This is a genomic window from Verrucomicrobium sp. BvORR034, assembly GCF_000739635.1.
Lineage (GTDB): Bacteria > Verrucomicrobiota > Verrucomicrobiia > Verrucomicrobiales > Verrucomicrobiaceae > Verrucomicrobium.
Genome location: NZ_BATQ01000044.1, coordinates 1 through 17,745 on the forward strand (window position 1 = coordinate 1; position 17,745 = coordinate 17,745).

Here is a 17,745-nt window from a genome sequence, read left to right on the forward strand (position 1 = left end):
GGAGGGGCTGTCCCAGCGCAGGCCAGCCAGGCCCGTGATGGGCAGGAGCCGGCTCAGAGGTTCTTCCACAAGGCGGGTGGTGGAGTCGGGGTAGCCCTCCACCTGACCGTCCTGCCAGGCAATGCTGCCATACAGGTGCCAGTCGTCTGCAAACTGCCAGTTGAACTCAAACTCGATGCCCTGCACATAGCCGTCGCCGGCGTTGAGCTTGGTCACCTCGTCCAGTCCGTCAATGACGCGTCCGGTGGGGGCCCGCACGATCATGTCGCTGATGTCTGTGTAAAAGTAGGTCAGGCTGGTGCTCAGCCGCTCGGAATTCCAGCGGATGCCCGCCTCGGCGGTCAGGTATTTTTCGGGATCCAGTCCCTGTGAAGGCGTCTCCAGCTCGTTGGAACGGGCTGTGTCCAGCCGGGAGAGGTCGGACAGGTTGGGGGCGCGGAAGCTTTGGGAGACGCCGGTAAAGATCTTGAACCGCTTCGCCTCGTCCACGCTGTAGAGCAGACGGGCACTGCCGGAGAAGTCATGCCAGTCATCATCGAAGGAGATCTCGTCTCCACTGGTTGGATCCTGGGCCTTGCCGACATCGGCCGCCGCGTAGGTGTAGCGTCCGCCCAGAGTGAGATCGAGACGGTCACTGAGGGCAATGAGATCCTGGAAATAAACTCCGGCCAGATGGTATTCGGAGTCATCGGCCACGGGACCTTGAATGGCCCGGCGGTTGAAGCTTCCGTCTGCATTGTACCGATCAGAGAACGAATTGACGTCGTCGAAGTAATAGTTCGCCCCATACGTCAACGTGCCAATGGATGTCTTGCTTTCGAACTGGAGGTCGAGCCCCCAGGTGGAGACATCAAAGCCATCCACCCGGCTGGTGTGATCTTCGGCTTTCCGGTGGTTGTCCTCGCTCTGCCAGTGGTGCGAGAAGGTGAACTGCCAGCGGTCGGCGAATCCAGTGTCAGGAGTGCCTTCGAGCCGAACGTAGCTCAGGTACCGGTCTTGATCGAAGTAGTGTTCCAGTTCATTGCCCACTGCGCTGCCTGCAAAGGGCACCGCATAGATGGTGCGGTGGGTACGCCAGACGTCATCCTGGATGAACTGGTTGTGCGCCACCGTCAGCTTGAGATCGTCGGCGAGGAACACCTCCAGTTTGGCATCGATGCCCAGTTCATCATAGCCGGTATGGGAGAGGTCTCCCACTTCAGCAGCATGCAGATCCCCGTAGGTACGACCTGTGACCCCGATATGGAAGCCGTACTTGTTATACTCGCTGATGCTGCCTTCCAACCGGCCCATCCAACTGTTCTCGGCGGTGGCACAGCGTGTAGAAGCTTCGCCAGTGATGTAGGGGCCGGTGGGGGCAGGTGGCGCAACGGGGGCGACTTCCTTGGGCGACTTGCCGGAAATGGTGGTGGCCACCATTGGGGGCTCCATGTAAACGGGGCCTTTTGTCAAGGCATTGACAATACCACCGATGGCATCGCTGCCGTAGAGAAACGACCCCTGTCCTTTGACCACCTCAATGGAACTCAGACCCAGCGGATCGATGGTGCTGAAATATTGGTTCGGTCCGTCCCGGAAGACGGAGTTGTTAAGACGGACGCCGTCGATCAGCCCCAGCGTACGGAAACCTGTGAAACCACGGATAAAGGGTGACCCTTGGCCATGCCCCGTTTGCTGGATAAACACCCCCGGCACCTCCTTCAGAGCTTCAGGGAAGCTTTGGGGCTGCATTTCTAGAATGCGGCGCGCATCCACCTCACTCACACTGTAAGGGACGTTTTTTGCGGAGGTTTTGCCACGTGTTGCCGTAACGATCAGCTCCTCAGTTTCTTCCGGTGGCAGCTCCGCACCTGCTGCGGAAAGGCAGACGCTCGTGGCGGCGGAGAACAGCGTTCGTCTGAGGGAGTGTGTGAGAGATTGCATGCGGGTCCCTCCCCTTGGCAGGTTACATGCCAGCGCCTACATAAATCCTCCAAGCCCTAGTGGGATAAGGGTTTGGCAGCTCCGGGCAGGTATGGCAACCTTGGGTAAATGGGATAAAAAGCATTCACATTCGATGTGTAATGGGTGAAATTTGACCATCGAAAAATTCTCATGGTGTTGCGTCTTTGCAACTGCCGGGTTCTGTATCAGTTTCGCTGCTTCAATAACTATTGCATGCCCGCTCAACGTCTTCCCTGGCGCATTGTCCTCCCGTTTGCCGGGTTGGTGCTGGCGGGGTCCGTGGCGCTCCTGGTTTGGATGGTGGTGATGGTGGGACGGGAGGATCGGGCCCGGTTCGAGTCACTGGCACGCACGAATGCTGGTTTCATGGGGGAGGCAGGATTCCCGCCCACGGAGCGGATGGCCCGTCAGCTGGGGGAGGTGCTGGACATGGCGGTGGCCTTCCGCCGACAGGGCAAGTTGATTCCTGAATCCCTGCCTGGCGTGCCGGTCGAGGAGCTACAGAGTTTTCCCGCAGACGGCCTTTGTCATGCGGTAGCGCATTGGGAGGTGGTCGGTGTCGGTCTTCCGGCTGGTGGAGATCTCTTGTTGATTCGGCCGCTGCGGCCTGCCTGGCGGGGAGTCTGGCAGCCGCTGACCTTTGCGGTGCTGGGAGCGTTCTGGCTGCTCGCTCTCGGAGTGGGCTGGCTGGTGTCCCGGGGGTTGGTCCTGCCACTGCGGAATCTCGCCTCGCGTCTGCCTGAGATTGAAGAACCCGGCGAGCTGGTGCTCCCGGAGGCAGAAAGGAACGATGAAATAGGCGATGTGGCGCGGGCCTTTGTGCGCACCCGGGAAGCCCTGCATGAAGAGCGGGCCAAACGGGAACAGGCGGAGAAGCTGGCAGTATTGGGGCGGATGACGGCGGCTCTGGCCCATGAGATCCAGAATCCCGTCTCCGCCATCAAGATGCACGCCGAGCTTGCGGCCCTGGATGGGAATGCACCCATTGCAGAGGTGATCGCCAGTGAGGCGGCTCGCATTGAAGGGCTCGTAAACCAATGGATGTTTCTTAGCCGCCCTGAGCCGCCGGCGCTTCAACTGGTGGAACTCAAACCCTTGTTGGAAGCGGTGGTAATCACACACGGACCGCAAATGCGACACGCGGGCGTGCAGGTTCAGCTGGAGGTGCCGGGGAGCATCCAGATCATGGCGGATCGCAGACGACTGGTGCAGGTTTTCAGCAATCTGCTCATCAATGCCACCCAGGCGATGCCTCTGGGTGGCGTGACCATCGTGACGGCCGTCCAGGAGCAGGGGATCGTGAAAATCTCCTTTGCGGACGAAGGCAAGGGCTTCTCTCCTGAGGCGCTGGCACGGTTCGCGGAATTTTTCTATTCAGAGCGGGAGGGGGGCATGGGCATCGGCCTCACTGTGGCCAATGAGATCGTCAAAGCTCATGGGGGCACTCTTTCCGTGGTGAATGTTGCGCGCGGCGCGGTGGTCACGGTGGAACTTTCCCCGGCTCCCTCCGCGTCCGCTTCGCCCTCTTCTCATCCTCTCCATTAGATCATCCATCAAATGTCTCGTCCCATGTCTCGCATACTCATTATAGAAGATGAAGCCGCCCTGGCTTCCGCCATCGGGCAGTTGACTCGCCGCATGGGGTTTGAGCCGGTGCTGGCCGCCTCTGCCGCCCAGGGTTTGGAGCAACTGCGACGCCAGCCTCCCAACCTCGTCGTCCTGGACATCGGGCTGCCGGACCGCAGCGGCCTCGAGGTGTTGCAGGAAATTCGGGGTGTGGACGCGGACTTGCCTGTGCTCATCATCACCGCGCACGGACATCTGCAGAATGCCGTGGAGGCGAAAAAGCGGGGTGCCTCAGGTTATTTAGTGAAACCCCTGGACCTTCGCGATCTGGAGAAGTCGCTGCAAGTGCTTCTCCAGTCTCAAGGGGATGGTGCTGTGGCAGCCGCGATCCAGGACGCGTCTTCGGATTCCGCGCTCCTGATTGGCAGCGCTCTGGCCATGCAGCCCGCCTTCGCCGCCATCGCGCATGCGACCACCTCGGACGCTCCGGTGCTGATCACCGGGCCTACCGGAATTGGCAAGTCGCTGGCGGCCCGGGTCATTCATTTGCACAGCCGTCGCCATGCCGGGCCCTTTGTCACACTCTCGTGCGCCAGCCTTCCGGAGAATCTGCTCGAAAGCGAGGTCTTCGGTCATGAGAAGGGGGCGTTTACAGGAGCACTCGCCACCAAGACGGGCCATATTGAGCGCGCAGCAGGCGGGACCTTGTTTCTGGATGAAATCGGTGAGCTCTCTCCCGCGCTACAGGTGAAGCTGCTCCGTTTCGTGGAGGAGAAGATCTTCTCCCGCGTGGGTGGTCGGGAGGATCTGAAGGTGGACCTTCGAATCATCGCCGCCACCAATCAGGACCTCGTGCAGGCAGCGGCTGAGAAGCGGTTTCGCGAGGATCTGCTGTACCGCCTGCGGGTGTTGGAGGTGCAGTTGCCCCCTTTGCGGGAACGTCTGAGTGACATCCCCGGGCTCTGCTCCTACCTCCTCGCCTCCGTCGCTGGTGACCGGAAGCTGGCGGTATCTGAAGAGGCGCTGAGCGTCCTCCTTCGCCACAACTGGCCTGGCAACGTGCGTGAATTGCGCAACGTGATCGAGCATGCCGCTGCCGTTTGTACCGGCCCGCTCATCCTGCCCGCCCATCTTCCCAAGGATGTGGCCACCTCTCCAGCGGGAGAGACTTCTGGCTTCATCAGCGGGCTGGATGCCGCGCTTCACGAGTGGATCGAGGCCAGACTTCGCGAGGGGATGAAGTACGATGCCCTGCATGATGAGCTGGAATCGCGACTTTTGGCTGCGCTCTTGCCGCGTTTTGAGAATAAACCAACGGTTTTAGCCCGGGAAATGGATATGAACCGCGCCACGCTCCGCAAAAAACTGCGCGACCCAAGCAGTATGGAGGAAAACTAACGAAAAAGTTAATCAAGAAACAAAGAAGTGGCGGCTACGGGTCGTTTCAGATGCGTAGTCGTACCGGTGTCTCGTGGGATCTTTTCACCTTGAAGGTGGAAAGGTCGCACAAGACGTCGTCCCATGGTCCGGCTGCCGGACATTCCGTCTAAAAACCAAACATAACCTGCATCAGATATCATGAAGAAAGCACTCGCATTCCTTGCCGCAGCATTCCTCGCCATCCCAGCCGTGTTCGCCGGTGAGTATCCCGATATCAGCATCGAGGACCTGAAGAAGGCCATCTCCGAGAAGAAGGTGACAGTCATCGACGTGAACGGCAGCAAGTCCTACGAAAAAGGCCACATCCCAGGGGCGATCGACTACACCGCCAGCAAGGAAGCCCTTGCCTCCAAGCTTCCTGCTGACAAAGGCTCCCTCGTCGTGGCCTATTGTGGTGGCCCTACCTGCAGCGCCTACGCCAAGGCCGCTACAGCCGCCAAGGAACTCGGTTACACCAACGTGAAGCACCTCTCCGCTGGCATCTCCGGTTGGCTCCAGGCCGGCGAGAAGACTGAGAAGTAATTCATCTTGAATTGAAATGCAGTCTGGCTTGGATTTTTCCCTGCCAGGCTGCATTTTTTGTTTCGCCCCTGCCGTCCTCGAACCCCACATTCTTTTCCCGCTATGAAGCGCTTTGCCCAATCCCTTTCCCTTCTTCTCGCTGCCGCCTCCCTTCCGCTCTTGGGTGCGGATCCTGTCGCGAAGGGGACGGAGTACACCGCCACGGTCTCGGGCATCGTCTGTGCTTCCTGCAAGGCCCACGTGACGGAGGCGCTGAAAAAGCTGCCGGGGGTGACAGCAGTGGAGGTGACCAAGGGCGCAGAAGCCAACACCCAGAAGGTCACTTTTGCCGCCAGCACCGATACTTTGACCAAACAAGATGCCGTGAACGCTCTCGGGGAGAGTGCCAGCCAGTACCAAATCTTGAGCCTCGACAAGACGGCCAAATAAGTTTTTTGGAATATTCCCGGTCCTTCGGGAGTCGTAGTTCCAGTGACCCGTGAGGGTCGCCTGTTCACCAACCCTGCCCTCCATGAAAACACTCATCAAATCGCTCGCCCTCGTTCTTCTGACTTCCGCGGCCCTGGTGCACGCGGGTGACTTCCCGAAGGGGAGCCCCAAGTTTGAATCCAGCCTCCGGTCCGCCCTGAATGATGCCAAGAAGAACGGCAAGCCCATTGTGGCCGTGTACTCCGCCGTCTGGTGCGGCCCCTGCCAGGCCATGAAGAACAATGTTTATCCCAGTGATTCGGTGAAGCCCCTTCATGACAAATTCAACTGGGCCTACCTGGATGCGGATGACAAGCGCAACGAGAAAGACATGAAGAAGTTTGGCGTGAGCGGCATTCCCCACATTGAGTTCCTGAACGCCGCCGGGGAATCCGTTGGCAAGCAGGTGGGAGGCAACTCGCCAGAGGCCTTCGCCAGCAAGCTCAATGAAGTGCTGACCAAGGCAGGCACGGCCCCCGCCACGGCGACTGCGGCTGCTGATACCTCCAAAAAATAACCGGCACTCAGCCATTCCAAATTCTAAAAACCGTGACTTCGCCAAAGCGATGTCACGGTTTTTTCACATACGGGGAGTGGTGGGGCGGTGCCCGCCGGGAATCCCATCTTGCATCCCCTGGAAAATGCGGGTAAGTCGCCCCATCGCACAATAGATGAAAGCCATTCTAGCACTGGAAGACGGACGTTACTTTGAAGGGGAAGCTTTTGGAGCCCCGGTCACACGCACCGGGGAAATCTGCTTTAACACCTCAATGACCGGATATCAGGAGGTGCTGACGGACCCGTCCTACCGCGGTCAGATGGTGGCCATGACCTACCCGCTGATCGGCAACTACGGCGTCAACCCGCTGGACACAGAGAGCGATCAGCCTCATGTGCGCGGCTTCATCATCGAAGAACTTTGTGAAATCCCCAGCAACTGGCGCAGCCAGCAGTCGCTCGATGAGTACCTAAAGCACTGGGAGATTCCCGGCATTCAGGGCATCGATACCCGGGCGCTGACCAAGCATCTGCGCACGCGGGGAGCCATGCGCGCCGTCATTACGAGCGAAGTCTCCTCCGTCGCGGAGGCCGTGGCTCTGGCCCAGGCCAGTCCTTCCATGGAAGGCAGCGACTATGTAAAAGAGGTCTCCACCGTGAATCCCTATCACTGGGATGCGGACAATTCCGACAGCTGTCGCTGGGACATCCCGAACCCCAGCCAGGGAACACTTGGCGGAGAGACGGGGGTTTTCCACCCTCTCAGTGAGACCCGGCACCGTGTGGTTGCCTATGATTTCGGCATCAAGCGCAATATCCTGCGCCGTCTCCGGCAGGAAGGCTTTGAAGTTCAGGTCGTTCCCTCCACCGCCAAGGCGGAAGACGTGCTCGCGCTCAAGCCAGACGGCGTCTTCCTGAGCAACGGCCCCGGGGATCCGGCGGCTCTGGACTACATTCACGAGGAGATCCGCAAGCTGATCCCGCACCAGCCCATCTTCGCCATCTGCCTGGGTCACCAGATCCTGGGACACGCGTTCGGCGGCAAGACTTTCAAGCTTAAGTTTGGGCACCGCGGTGGCAACCAGCCCGTCAAAGACCTGCGCAGTGGCAAGGTTTCCATCACCAGCCAGAACCATGGCTTCGCGGTGGATGGGGAGTCGCTGCCCTCGAATGTGGAAGTGACCCACCTCAACCTCAATGACCAGACGGTCGAAGGCCTGCGCCACAAGGAATGGCCCGTGTTCAGCGTCCAGTACCACCCTGAGGCGGCTCCTGGTCCGAACGACGCGAGCTACTTCTTCCGTGAGTTTGCCAGCTTGATCGACGCGACCAAGGGCAAGTAACCTGCGGCTGTGCAGAGTAGAAGAGCCGTCCCGGCTCTTTGCGCAGCGGCGTTGAGGCGTGGGCGTCCTCTTGACGGACTTCGGCAGCCCGGGCTGTAGCGGGCCCAAGAAGCGGGACGCTTCTTCCACAATGTCGGCCTGCGTCTGGGGGGAAGGGTAGAAGAGCCGTCCTGGCTATGGAGTTTGCAGAGGGTAGTCGCCGATGGGCGGGGTGTAGAGCGGAAAGGGCGAATGAGAAGTTAACCCTGTGAATCTCCGTGCCCTCTGTGGTTGAAAAGGCTGGGCCCCTTCGGCAGGGGGCTGAATACTGAAAACTTGACACTGAAAACCCCCCGGCTTCCTGACTGCTGCTCCCAATATTGGATTATTGGTATTGGTCTTGCCTCGGCATTCGCGCCCTGCTAAAAAACTCGCGATATGCCGAAAATTCAATTCACCACGCCTGATGGCGGCACTCTGGAGCTGGACCTGACGACTGAACGCGTCCGCGTTGGTCGTGCTGAGGACAATGACTTTGTCATCCCGGACGGTTCCGTCTCCAGCTACCATGGTGAAATCATCAACAAGGGCGAGGGCGTTGAGCTGCGCGACCTTGGCTCCACGAACGGCACCCATTTTGATGGCGCTCGCGTTGACCAGGCTGAAGTAGGCCCGGGGCAAAGCTTCCGCCTGGGCAATGTGACCGGCTACGTCGAAGGTGAGGCGGTGGCGGAAGCCCCTGCTGAATACGAAGAGGCTGCGGCCCCTGCCTATGAGGAGGAAGTGGTGGAGGAGGCTCCGGCCGCCCCGTCCCGCTCCTGGTCCCAATCTCCTGCGGCCTCTGCCGCACCAGTGGTGACAGGCCTGGGCTCCACACCCTGCCCGACCGGTCAGCGCCGTGGTTTTGGCCCCAAGGCGAAGGCAAAGAACGCCGGCGGTGGCCTGATGGCCCTCGCTTTCGTGGGTCTCGCCGCCTGTGGCGCGGCTGTTTTCATGATTCTGAAGATGGGCGCTTGATTTTTTCGCGTCCCGGTCAAGGGAATCAGGCTGGCCAATTGGGGTTCAGACGTGCGCTCTTTGGGGCGGGCGGGCTGAGCCCTCTTTTTGCCGCTTCCCGTCAGTTCTTATTTTCATCTCATGAGCAATACCATCATCGTCGGCCTCCAGTGGGGGGACGAAGGCAAAGGAAAAATCGTGGACTATCTTACGGAGCGTAGCGACGTGGTCGCACGCGCCCAAGGTGGCAGCAATGCCGGCCACACGGTGATCAGCGGTGGCACGAAGTACATCCTGCACCTTATTCCCAGCGGCATCCTCTGGCCGGAGAAGAAGTGCGTGATCGGCAACGGCGTGGTGATTGACCCGCTCGGCCTGCTCAAGGAGATGGAAAAGCTCCGCTCCCAAGGAGTGCACATTTCCCCGGAGAACCTGCTCATCAGTGAGCATGCGCACCTCACCATGCCCTACCACTGCTCCCTGGACAAGGCCCGGGAAGCCCGCCGTGGCGTGAACGCCATCGGCACCACTGGCCGGGGCATCGGACCCACCTACGCAGACAAGATCGAGCGGCAGGGCCTCCGGGTAACCGATCTTCGCGATCCGGACAAGCTCACCCATGAGATCACCTGGCGCGCCGCCCTGCACAATCAGGAACTGGAGTCTGCCGGATTTGAGAAGGTGAACGTGGAAGAAGTGGTGGCCCAGATCGTGGCCGCCGCTGAATTGCTGCGTCCGCACATCGCCAACACCGTGGTTTACCTGAACGAGGCTCTTGCCGAGGGCAAGATGGTCCTGTTTGAAGGGGCCCAGGGTAGCTACCTGGACATCGACCACGGCACTTATCCCTTCGTCACTTCCTCGAACACCACCGCAGGCGGTGCCTGCACGGGTTCTGGCGTGTCTCCCCGCAAGATCGACAAGGTCATCGGCGTGGCCAAGGCCTACACCACCCGCGTCGGTGGCGGCCCGTTCGTCACGGAGAATGAAGCCATCTCTGACATGCTTCACAACATGGGGCGTGAGTATGGCGCCACCACGGGGCGTGCCCGCCGCTGCGGCTGGCTGGATGCCGTGCTGCTGAACTACGCCGTCATGGTGAACGGATGCGATGAAATAGCGATCACGAACCTCGACGGCCTCGACGGGCTGGATGAGATCAAGATCTGCCGTGCCTACCTTCTGGATGGCAAGGAGATCAATCACCCGCCAGCAACCATTCCAGAGCTGGAGCGTTGTGAGCCGGTTTATGAAACTCACCAGGGCTGGAAACAGGATCTCAGTGGCCTCACCAACGCCGCTGATCTGCCGCCGCTCGCCAAGACCTACCTCAACCGTCTGGCGGAACTCGCCGGCGCGCGGGTGAGCCTGCTCGGCATCGGCCCGGCACGTGAACAGACCCTTGTGGTGGATTGATTGGGCCTGGACCACGGGCAAGCGACCGTAAATGCGAACCCTGAGCCGGGGTGGTGGGAAACTAGCCGCCCCGGTGTCCATGGGTGTCGTCCCCGACACGCGGGATTGCAAATCGCTTGAACCCTCAGGGGTCGTCTATCAGAGTGCGCTCCTCCCATGCCGGAAGATCTCGTCATTCCCCGTCACGTTGCCATCATCATGGATGGCAACGGCCGTTGGGCCAAAGAACGGGGGCTGCCGCGCACTGAGGGGCATCGCCGCGGAGCGGAGTCTGTGCAGGCGGCGGTTGAGTCCTGCGGAGATCTGGGCATTGAATTTCTCACGCTGTACGCATTTTCCACAGAGAACTGGAAACGGCCCAAGAGCGAGGTGGACTCGCTCATGAAAATGCTGGAGCGCTTCTTGAAGCAGAAGACGCCAGACATGGTGAAAAAGAATGTGCGCCTTCAGGCCATCGGCCGGTTGCACGATCTTCCCCAGTCCTGCCAGGATCAGCTTCACAAGTCCATCGAGGCCACTTCCGGCAACACCGGCCTGACGTTGATTTTTGCCCTCAGCTATGGCTCCCGCGAGGAGATCATTGATGGCATCAAGAGCCTGATCGACAGCGTGGAGAAAGGCCACCTCGACAAGGGCATGATCGATGCGGAAGTGTTCAGCAAGCACCTGTACACCCGCTACTATCCCGATCCGGATCTGCTGATCCGCACCAGCGGGGAGATGCGTCTCTCCAACTTCCTCCTGTGGCAGCTCAGCTACACGGAGTTTTACATCACCCAGACGCTCTGGCCTGACTTCCGGCGGGAGCAGTTGGTGGAGGCGCTGCGGGACTTCGGCAGGCGGCAGCGGCGCTTTGGGGGTGTTGCCTGATCGGCCTACTAGCCTATTGGCTAGTCATCATAAGGGGGAGGCATTCTGCCTTCACTTGACACTCTGCGTCTGCGTTGCAGAAAGGAACGTAACCTTTGCGCATCTCCGCAATTGTGTGAAAGTGCTTTTCCGATGCTGACCAACGACACACCTCCCGAATCCACGCGGCTGTTCATCGTGGATCCGGACACAGACTTTCTTGCTTGGGCTGTATCGCACCTCAAGTCCCCCAATGTGACGATCGAAAGCTTCGAGCGTGGGGAAGAGGCGCTGTCAGCCTATATGAAGCAGCGGGCGGATCTGGTGTTGAGCGAAGCCCGCCTGCCGCAGATGAGCGGCATCGAGCTTCTCAAGCGCCTGCGCCAGCAAGACCCGAACGCCATGGTGCTGCTTTTCAGCGGCCTGGCGGGAACGAGTGCCGTCATTGAATCGATGCGCCTTGGTGCGTACGATTTTTTGCGGAAGGAACAGATGCCTTACGACCTGCGCTCCATCGTAGAAAGCGCCTTGCGTGCAGTGGAGGCCAGAAAGGTCACGCTCGCCAGTGCACAGCCGGTTTCCTCTGAAAGCATTCAGGAAACTATCATTGGGCGCAGTGGCGCCATGCAGGAGGTTTTCAAGCTGATCGGTCGCGTCTCACGCTCGGATGCCGCAGTGATGATCACTGGTGAAAGCGGTTGTGGTAAGGAACTTGTGGCCCGTGCCGTGCACAAGTTCAGCCCGCGGACGCAGAAGGAGTTTGTGGCGATCAACGTGACCGCCATTCCTGACAACCTGCTGGAGAGCGAGCTTTTCGGTCACGAGAAGGGGTCATTCACCGGAGCTGTCGCCCAGCGCATGGGGCGCTTTGAGCAGTGCGATGGCGGAACGCTTTTCCTGGATGAGATTGGCGACATGCCGCTCACCGTTCAGAGCAAGTTGCTGCGTGTGCTGCAGGAAGGCGAATTCAGCCGCGTGGGCGGCAACTCCACCCTCAAGACGGACGTCCGGGTGCTGGCAGCCACCAACAAAGATCTGGAGAAGGAAGTGACGGAAGGCAGCTTCCGCGAAGACCTCTTTTACCGCCTCAACGTGGTGCGCATCCACATTCCGCCGCTTCGTGAGCGTCGCGAAGACGTGCGCATCCTGGCCGAGTTTTTCTTGCAACGCATGGCGGCGCGCAAGCGCACCCCGCAGATGCGGTTCAGTGAGGACGCTCTGGCATTACTCGAGGCCTATGACTGGCCGGGCAACGTCCGGGAGCTGGAAAATACGCTGCAACGCGCCTGTGCCCTCTGCAACACAGACGTGCTCCTGCCCAGTGACATTCCGCTGGGCAGCAATACCCAGCGCATCGCCACACCGATTCACACGCTGATGCGCATGCAGGATGCCCTGCAGTCGCTGCTGCACGGTGCCCAGGCTCTGCCGGACTTTGAGCTCATTCCCTGGCTGGACCGCGAGCTGAAGAAGATGGCGCTGCGTAACTGCCATCAGGATGTGGATGAGGCCGCCAAGCTTCTCGGCATTCCCGCGATCACGTTGGCCAAGTCCGACGTGAGGGTGGGGGACGAAAAGAAGCCGGAGGTCAAGCCCGCTGACGTCAAGGCGGCCAAGGCCCGCAAGGCGTCCTAGCCGGGTGACAGGCGTCTGGTTGCGCAAGCCGGACACTTGGAGCCGTTGCGTCTCATTTTTGTCGATTTAGCAGCAGAATCCGCGTGGCCTTCCCGGCCAGCAGGTTCTGCTCCATTGTGTTCATGGCCAAGGAAAAAGAGCTGCATGTGGACGAACACCACCTGGCGGAAAGCCTGGTGAAGGTAGCCCATGGGGCCAAGCCGTTCGGCACCCTTTGGAAGTCGCTGAAAAGTGGCGGGATCATCCTGGATCACGTGGCAAAGGAGGCCTGGCCCTTCGCCACGGCCCTCGCGGCCCAGGCCTTGCCCAAGCGGCGGCTGTGGGTGGTCTGCCCAGACGCCCGCGTGCAGGAGCAGGTCCAGGGGGAGTTGAGGGTCTGGGGATTGCCGGCGTTATTCTTCCCCAGACTTTCCCAGATGGGGGATGCCGCAGGATTGCCAGACCCCGACGCTCTGGCGGAGCGGATCACGGCCTTGACGCGATTTTCCGAGTCCGTGTCTGGCAAGGGTAAAGGCAAAGCCCGAGCTGGCGACAGCGGCGAGGAGACTGGCGGGGACGAAGGCCAACCACGGGTGTTGGTGATTTGCGCGGACAGTCTGGATGAGGAGGTGCCGGCACTGAATGAGCTGGAGGCGGGCAAGATGTCCCTGCAAACCGGCATGAAGCTGGATGTAGAGGCCCTCCTCCAGGATCTGGGGAGCGCCGGTTATGAGCGGGTTCCAGTGGTGACCGAGCGTGGTCAGGTGGCGCGGCGTGGCGGCATTGTGGACGTTTTCTCCTGGCAGGCGGAGGAGCCTCTGCGGATGGAATTTTTTGACGATGAACTGGAGTCGCTGAGGAGCTTCGACATCCACACCCAGACCTCAGTGCAACGCTTTCAGCGCATGCAACTGCTGGTGCACGCTGCAGACTCGACTGGGGAGACGACCACAGTACGGCAGTTCATTCAGGAGCAGGATGCGGTGATTGCCCTGGAGGTGGAGACTCTGTCGCCTGCAACCGTTACCATTACCTCCGGTGCCCGTGCTGATCTGGCTGAGGAGGACTTTTCCACGGCCATCTTCGAGAATCCACTGGGTGTCTTCCATGCAGGGGACTTCGTGGTGCAGGAGGCCCGGCGCGAGCAGTTCACCAAACAGGTGGAGGAGTGGCGCAAGCAGAAGTGGCGGGTGGTCATGTTCTTCCACAATCCTGGCGAGCGGGAGCGCTTCGAGGAGCTGGTGGGGGGCGAGTGGTTGCAGAAGCATGACATGGAGCTGGCGCTGGGCTTGTTGCATCGCGGGTTTGCCATTCCTGCCGCCAAGCTGGCCGTATTGACGGGAGCGGAGGTCTTCGGTCGGTATCAGAACACGCGTCGTTTCCGCGGCTCCAAGCTGGATGAGGCGCAGGTGCTGCGTCAGGCGCGGGACCACCTGCGGGAGTTGCGGGAAGGGGATCTGGTGGTCCATCTGGATTATGGGATCGGGAAGTACGGCGGCATTGAAGTGCGCGAAGGTGCCCGGCGTGAGGAAGTGATGGTCATCCGGTACGCGGAGGATGCGAAGGTCTTCGTTCCGGTGTCCCAGGCCCACATGGTTTCCCGCTATGTCGGGGTGGGAAGCAGGGCTCCCACGCTCAACAAGCTGGGAGACGCCCGATGGGTGAAGACCCGGGCCCAAGCGGAGAAGAGTGTCGAGGAGTTTGCCGCCGGCATGCTGAGCATCGCGGCGCAGCGCCAGACGCTGAAAGGCTATGCCCACCCGCCCGATACCAAGTGGCAGGTGGAGTTCGAGCAATCCTTCCTCTACCGGGAAACGCCGGACCAGCTGAAATCCATCGCCGAGATCAAGCGGGACATGGAGCAGGAGAAGCCCATGGACCGTCTGCTCTGCGGGGATGTGGGTTTCGGCAAGACGGAGGTGGCGATTCGGGCGGCCTTCAAGGCGGTGATGGGGGGCAAACAGGTGGCGGTACTGGTACCGACGACCGTGCTGGCCCAGCAGCACCTGGCCACCTTCAAGGAACGCATGTCTGACTATCCCGTGACGGTCGAGATGCTGAGCCGGTTGACGCCGGCGAAACGGGAAAAGGAGATTCTCAAAGGGGTGAAGGATGGGACGGTGGACATCGTGGTCGGCACCCACCGCGTGATTTCCAAGGACGTGCAGTTCAAGCAGCTGGGACTGGCGGTGGTCGATGAGGAGCAACGCTTTGGCGTGAAGCACAAGGAACGGTTCAAGCAGCTGTTCCGCCTCGTGGACGTGCTCACTCTCAGCGCGACGCCCATTCCCCGGACGCTGTACCTTGGCCTCGTGGGCATGCGGGACATGTCCACCCTGGACACCGCGCCGCCCAACCGGCATGCCGTGCAGACCAGCGTGTGTGGTTACGACGAGAGGATCATTCGCGACGCCATCAACAAGGAGATCGAGCGAGGCGGGCAGGTCTTTTTCCTCCACAACCGGGTGATGGATATGGAGAAGATGAAGGCCAAGCTGGAGGCGTTGTCGCCCAAGGCCAGGGTCGTCATCGGCCATGGCCAGATGGATGAGACGCTGCTGGAGGACGTGATGCGTCGCTTCATCGCCGGGGAGGCGGACGTGCTGCTCTGCACCACCATCATCGAGAGCGGGGTGGACATCCCCAACGCCAACACCATCATCATTGACCGCGCGGACCGGTTTGGCCTGGCGGATCTCTATCAGCTGCGTGGACGGGTGGGGCGTGGGGGCGAGCGGGCTCATGCCTACCTCATGCTGCCCCGTGATCTCATGACCGTGGGAGATGCCCGAAAACGGGTGACCGCCATCAAGCAGTACACGGCGCTTGGCAGCGGGTTCAAAATCGCCATGCGCGATCTGGAGATCCGCGGAGCGGGAAATTTGCTCGGAACTGAGCAAAGTGGGCACATTTTTGCGATCGGCTTTGATCTATACTGTCAGATGTTGAAGTCTGCCACCGCCCGCCTGCAGGGCCGACGCACCCCTCCGCCCATGGAGGTGAGTCTGCGTGTGGACTTCCTGTGCATGAGTGAAGCGCAGTGGTTGCAGGAGGCAGATGGCACTCCTCAAAAGCGGGTGACGGCCGCCACGGCCCATCGGCCGCCCGATCGCCAGAAGCTGGTCACCATCAACGAGTGGCGCATACCCTGTTTTATTCCCCAGAGTTACATTGAGGATGCCCGTTCCCGCATCACCGCCTACCGCCTGTTGGGGGAGGTGTTGACTCGCAAGGAGTTGGATTCCCTGGAGCGCAACTGGCGCGACCAATACGGCCCTCCTCCTCCTGCGGTGGAGAACCTCCTCGTCTGCGCTGGCATCAAGCTTGCTGCTGCACACGCCAGTATTTCCGCAGTGGAGGTCAAAGAGGGCAAGCTCATGCTTACCCGAAATGGTCAATATGTCCTGCTGAGCGGCAAGTTTCCCCGTTTGACAGCGAATGACCCAACCCTACAATTGCGCGAGTCTTTCCACCTGCTGAGAAGTTTTTGATCATGAAGTACCGTCCCCTCCTATTGAGCCTGACCCTGGCGCTCACCCTGTCTGCCGTGAGCTCTGCCGTGGCCCAAAGCTCCAACGGCATTGCGGTGGTGGTGAACGGCAAGGTCGTCACAAAATCCGAAGTGAAGGAGGCTGTGGAAGCCCAGGAGCAGCTCATCCGCATGACGGTGCGTGACCCCAATGAACAGAATGCCCGTCTTGCCCAACTCCGCGAAGGCGCCCTCTATGCGCTGATCGAGCGTCAGCTGGTTCTCTCAGAGTTCGACAAACTCGGTGGCTCCATCAAGCCCCAGTACATCGATGACGACATCAACGGCATCGTGCGCGACAACTTCGAAGGGAACCGCGAGAAGTTCCTCATGGAGCTGGCCAAAACCGGCATGACGCTGAAGAAGTTCCGCGAACAGCGCCAGAAGATGATGGTGGTCTCCGTGCTGCGTGCCCGCCAGACGAAGGATCTGGCGCCGCCCACACCGGCACAGGTGGAGGAGTTCTACCGCAAGAACGCCGACAAATTCCGCGACAAGGACTACATCAAGTTCAGCACCATCACGATCCCCAAGTATCCGATCGGCAACGTCGGTGCCTCTCCTGAATCGCAGAAGACTCTTGCAGAAGAGATCCGCGGCAAAGTGACGAGCGGTTCGGATTTTGCCAATCTGGCCAAAACCTACTCCCAAGACAGCCGTGCTGACTCCGGTGGTGACTGGGGTCTGCAGGAGCGCGCCACGCTGAGCCGTGAGATCGCTGATGTGGCCTTTGCCCTCAAAGTTGGTGGAGTCAGCCGCGTGGTGGAGATCGGTGGCAACTACATGATCATCTATTGCGAAGCCAAACAGCCCGGCAACATGGAGCCCCTGGAAAAAGTCCGTCCCCAGATCGAAAAATTCATCCAGAGCGAGCAGGGGCGCAACGCCGTCAACCGCTGGTTGTCCGGTCTGGCCAGCAAGGCCATCATTCAGCCTGACTCCGTCCGCAAGGCCTTCCTGGCCTGGCTGAGCAAGCAGTCCGATCTGGTGCAGCCGTAAGCTGACAAAACTGTCACCGACTCACGCAGAGTTCGATTTTCAGGGCCTCGTTCCGCTTGGAACGGGGCTCTTTTTTGTGGTGGAGTGCGTGAACCGGAGCGATCACCAGAGCGCCGTATGAAACAACTCTTTGAAGTTCGTGCCGAGGTGGATGCCACCGGAAAAGCCCACCCCTTCTATGCTGCGGCCACAGTGTACGCCCTCGTGGGAGCGGGATCTGAACAGGAAGCCCAGACCAGGTTGCGTCACGATCTCGAGGCGGATGGCTATTTGCTGGTCAGTCAGCAGATTCCCGCTAGACAAGTTGATCCTCAATCTTGGACGGCCTATGTGGCAGAACATTGGGCTGGCATTGCGAGCCAGTTGCCGGATGGGGAAGGCATCACCAGTCTGCTACAGAGGGAGTTTCTGCTGCATCTCAGTTTTTATCCTCATGAGTAGAGGAACCTCCTGCAACCTAGGGTCTTCGACAGCGGGATGAACCGCAAAACGTCCATCGCCCGGCTCCTCTTGACTTGCATCTTATCGAGAAGTTGAGGCGTTGCTCCGGATGATCTGATCGTGTGCCGATTTGATCAGTTC

14 protein-coding genes are annotated in these 17,745 nt (G+C 60.1%); 13 read left to right on the forward strand and 1 reads right to left on the reverse strand.

Annotated elements, in window-relative coordinates; translation table 11 throughout:
- Nucleotides 1-1,923, reverse strand: a 1,923-nt coding sequence (locus BV034_RS07355; protein WP_050025630.1) for a TonB-dependent receptor, incomplete at its 3' end; no start/stop codon positions are given.
- A 234-nt stretch (nucleotides 1,924-2,157) separates the two neighbouring features.
- Here BV034_RS07355 and BV034_RS07360 point away from each other — a divergent pair.
- The 13 genes from BV034_RS07360 to BV034_RS07420 all read left to right on the forward strand — a co-directional run bounded on the left by BV034_RS07360 (nucleotide 2,158) and on the right by BV034_RS07420 (nucleotide 17,604).
- Nucleotides 2,158-3,489, forward strand: a complete 1,332-nt coding sequence (locus tag BV034_RS07360; RefSeq protein WP_265592744.1) for a HAMP domain-containing sensor histidine kinase — start codon at nucleotides 2,158-2,160, stop codon at nucleotides 3,487-3,489.
- Between the two features lie 24 nt (nucleotides 3,490-3,513).
- Nucleotides 3,514-4,908, forward strand: coding sequence for a sigma-54 dependent transcriptional regulator (locus BV034_RS07365; protein ID WP_050025634.1), 1,395 nt, complete (start codon nucleotides 3,514-3,516; stop codon nucleotides 4,906-4,908).
- A gap of 180 nt (nucleotides 4,909-5,088) precedes the next feature.
- Nucleotides 5,089-5,472 (forward strand): rhodanese-like domain-containing protein, encoded by a 384-nt coding sequence (locus tag BV034_RS07370; RefSeq protein ID WP_050025636.1) that lies wholly within the window; start codon nucleotides 5,089-5,091, stop codon nucleotides 5,470-5,472.
- Nucleotides 5,473-5,574: 102 nt separating this feature from the next.
- A complete protein-coding gene (locus tag BV034_RS07375) occupies nucleotides 5,575-5,901 on the forward strand; it encodes a cation transporter (protein ID WP_050025638.1) in 327 nt (108 codons plus the stop codon).
- An 82-nt stretch (nucleotides 5,902-5,983) separates the two neighbouring features.
- Nucleotides 5,984-6,457 carry a thioredoxin family protein gene (locus tag BV034_RS07380; protein ID WP_050025640.1) on the forward strand — a complete coding sequence of 158 codons (474 nt, stop codon included), beginning with the start codon at nucleotides 5,984-5,986 and terminating at the stop codon, nucleotides 6,455-6,457.
- Nucleotides 6,458-6,611: 154 nt separating this feature from the next.
- Nucleotides 6,612-7,781 (forward strand): glutamine-hydrolyzing carbamoyl-phosphate synthase small subunit, encoded by a 1,170-nt coding sequence (gene carA, locus BV034_RS07385; protein WP_050025642.1) that lies wholly within the window; start codon nucleotides 6,612-6,614, stop codon nucleotides 7,779-7,781.
- A gap of 417 nt (nucleotides 7,782-8,198) precedes the next feature.
- Nucleotides 8,199-8,777 (forward strand): FHA domain-containing protein, encoded by a 579-nt coding sequence (locus tag BV034_RS07390; RefSeq protein ID WP_050025644.1) that lies wholly within the window; start codon nucleotides 8,199-8,201, stop codon nucleotides 8,775-8,777.
- 120 nt (nucleotides 8,778-8,897) lie between these two features.
- A complete protein-coding gene (locus tag BV034_RS07395; protein ID WP_050025646.1) occupies nucleotides 8,898-10,172 on the forward strand; it encodes an adenylosuccinate synthase in 1,275 nt (424 codons plus the stop codon).
- 156 nt (nucleotides 10,173-10,328) lie between these two features.
- Nucleotides 10,329-11,042, forward strand: coding sequence for an isoprenyl transferase (locus tag BV034_RS07400; protein WP_050025648.1), 714 nt, complete (start codon nucleotides 10,329-10,331; stop codon nucleotides 11,040-11,042).
- A gap of 132 nt (nucleotides 11,043-11,174) precedes the next feature.
- Entirely contained in the window at nucleotides 11,175-12,656 is a 1,482-nt protein-coding gene (locus BV034_RS07405; RefSeq protein ID WP_050025650.1) for a sigma-54 dependent transcriptional regulator, read from the forward strand.
- A gap of 122 nt (nucleotides 12,657-12,778) precedes the next feature.
- Complete coding sequence (gene mfd / locus BV034_RS07410) at nucleotides 12,779-16,126, forward strand: transcription-repair coupling factor (protein ID WP_050025703.1); 3,348 nt, start codon at nucleotides 12,779-12,781, stop codon at nucleotides 16,124-16,126.
- A gap of 2 nt (nucleotides 16,127-16,128) precedes the next feature.
- The gene (locus BV034_RS07415) at nucleotides 16,129-17,163 is read left to right on the forward strand and encodes a peptidyl-prolyl cis-trans isomerase (RefSeq protein ID WP_050025652.1); all 1,035 of its coding nucleotides are present in this window, start codon (nucleotides 16,129-16,131) and stop codon (nucleotides 17,161-17,163) included.
- A 117-nt stretch (nucleotides 17,164-17,280) separates the two neighbouring features.
- Entirely contained in the window at nucleotides 17,281-17,604 is a 324-nt protein-coding gene (locus tag BV034_RS07420; RefSeq protein ID WP_050025654.1) for a hypothetical protein, read from the forward strand.
- Nucleotides 17,605-17,745: the final 141 nt, after the last annotated feature.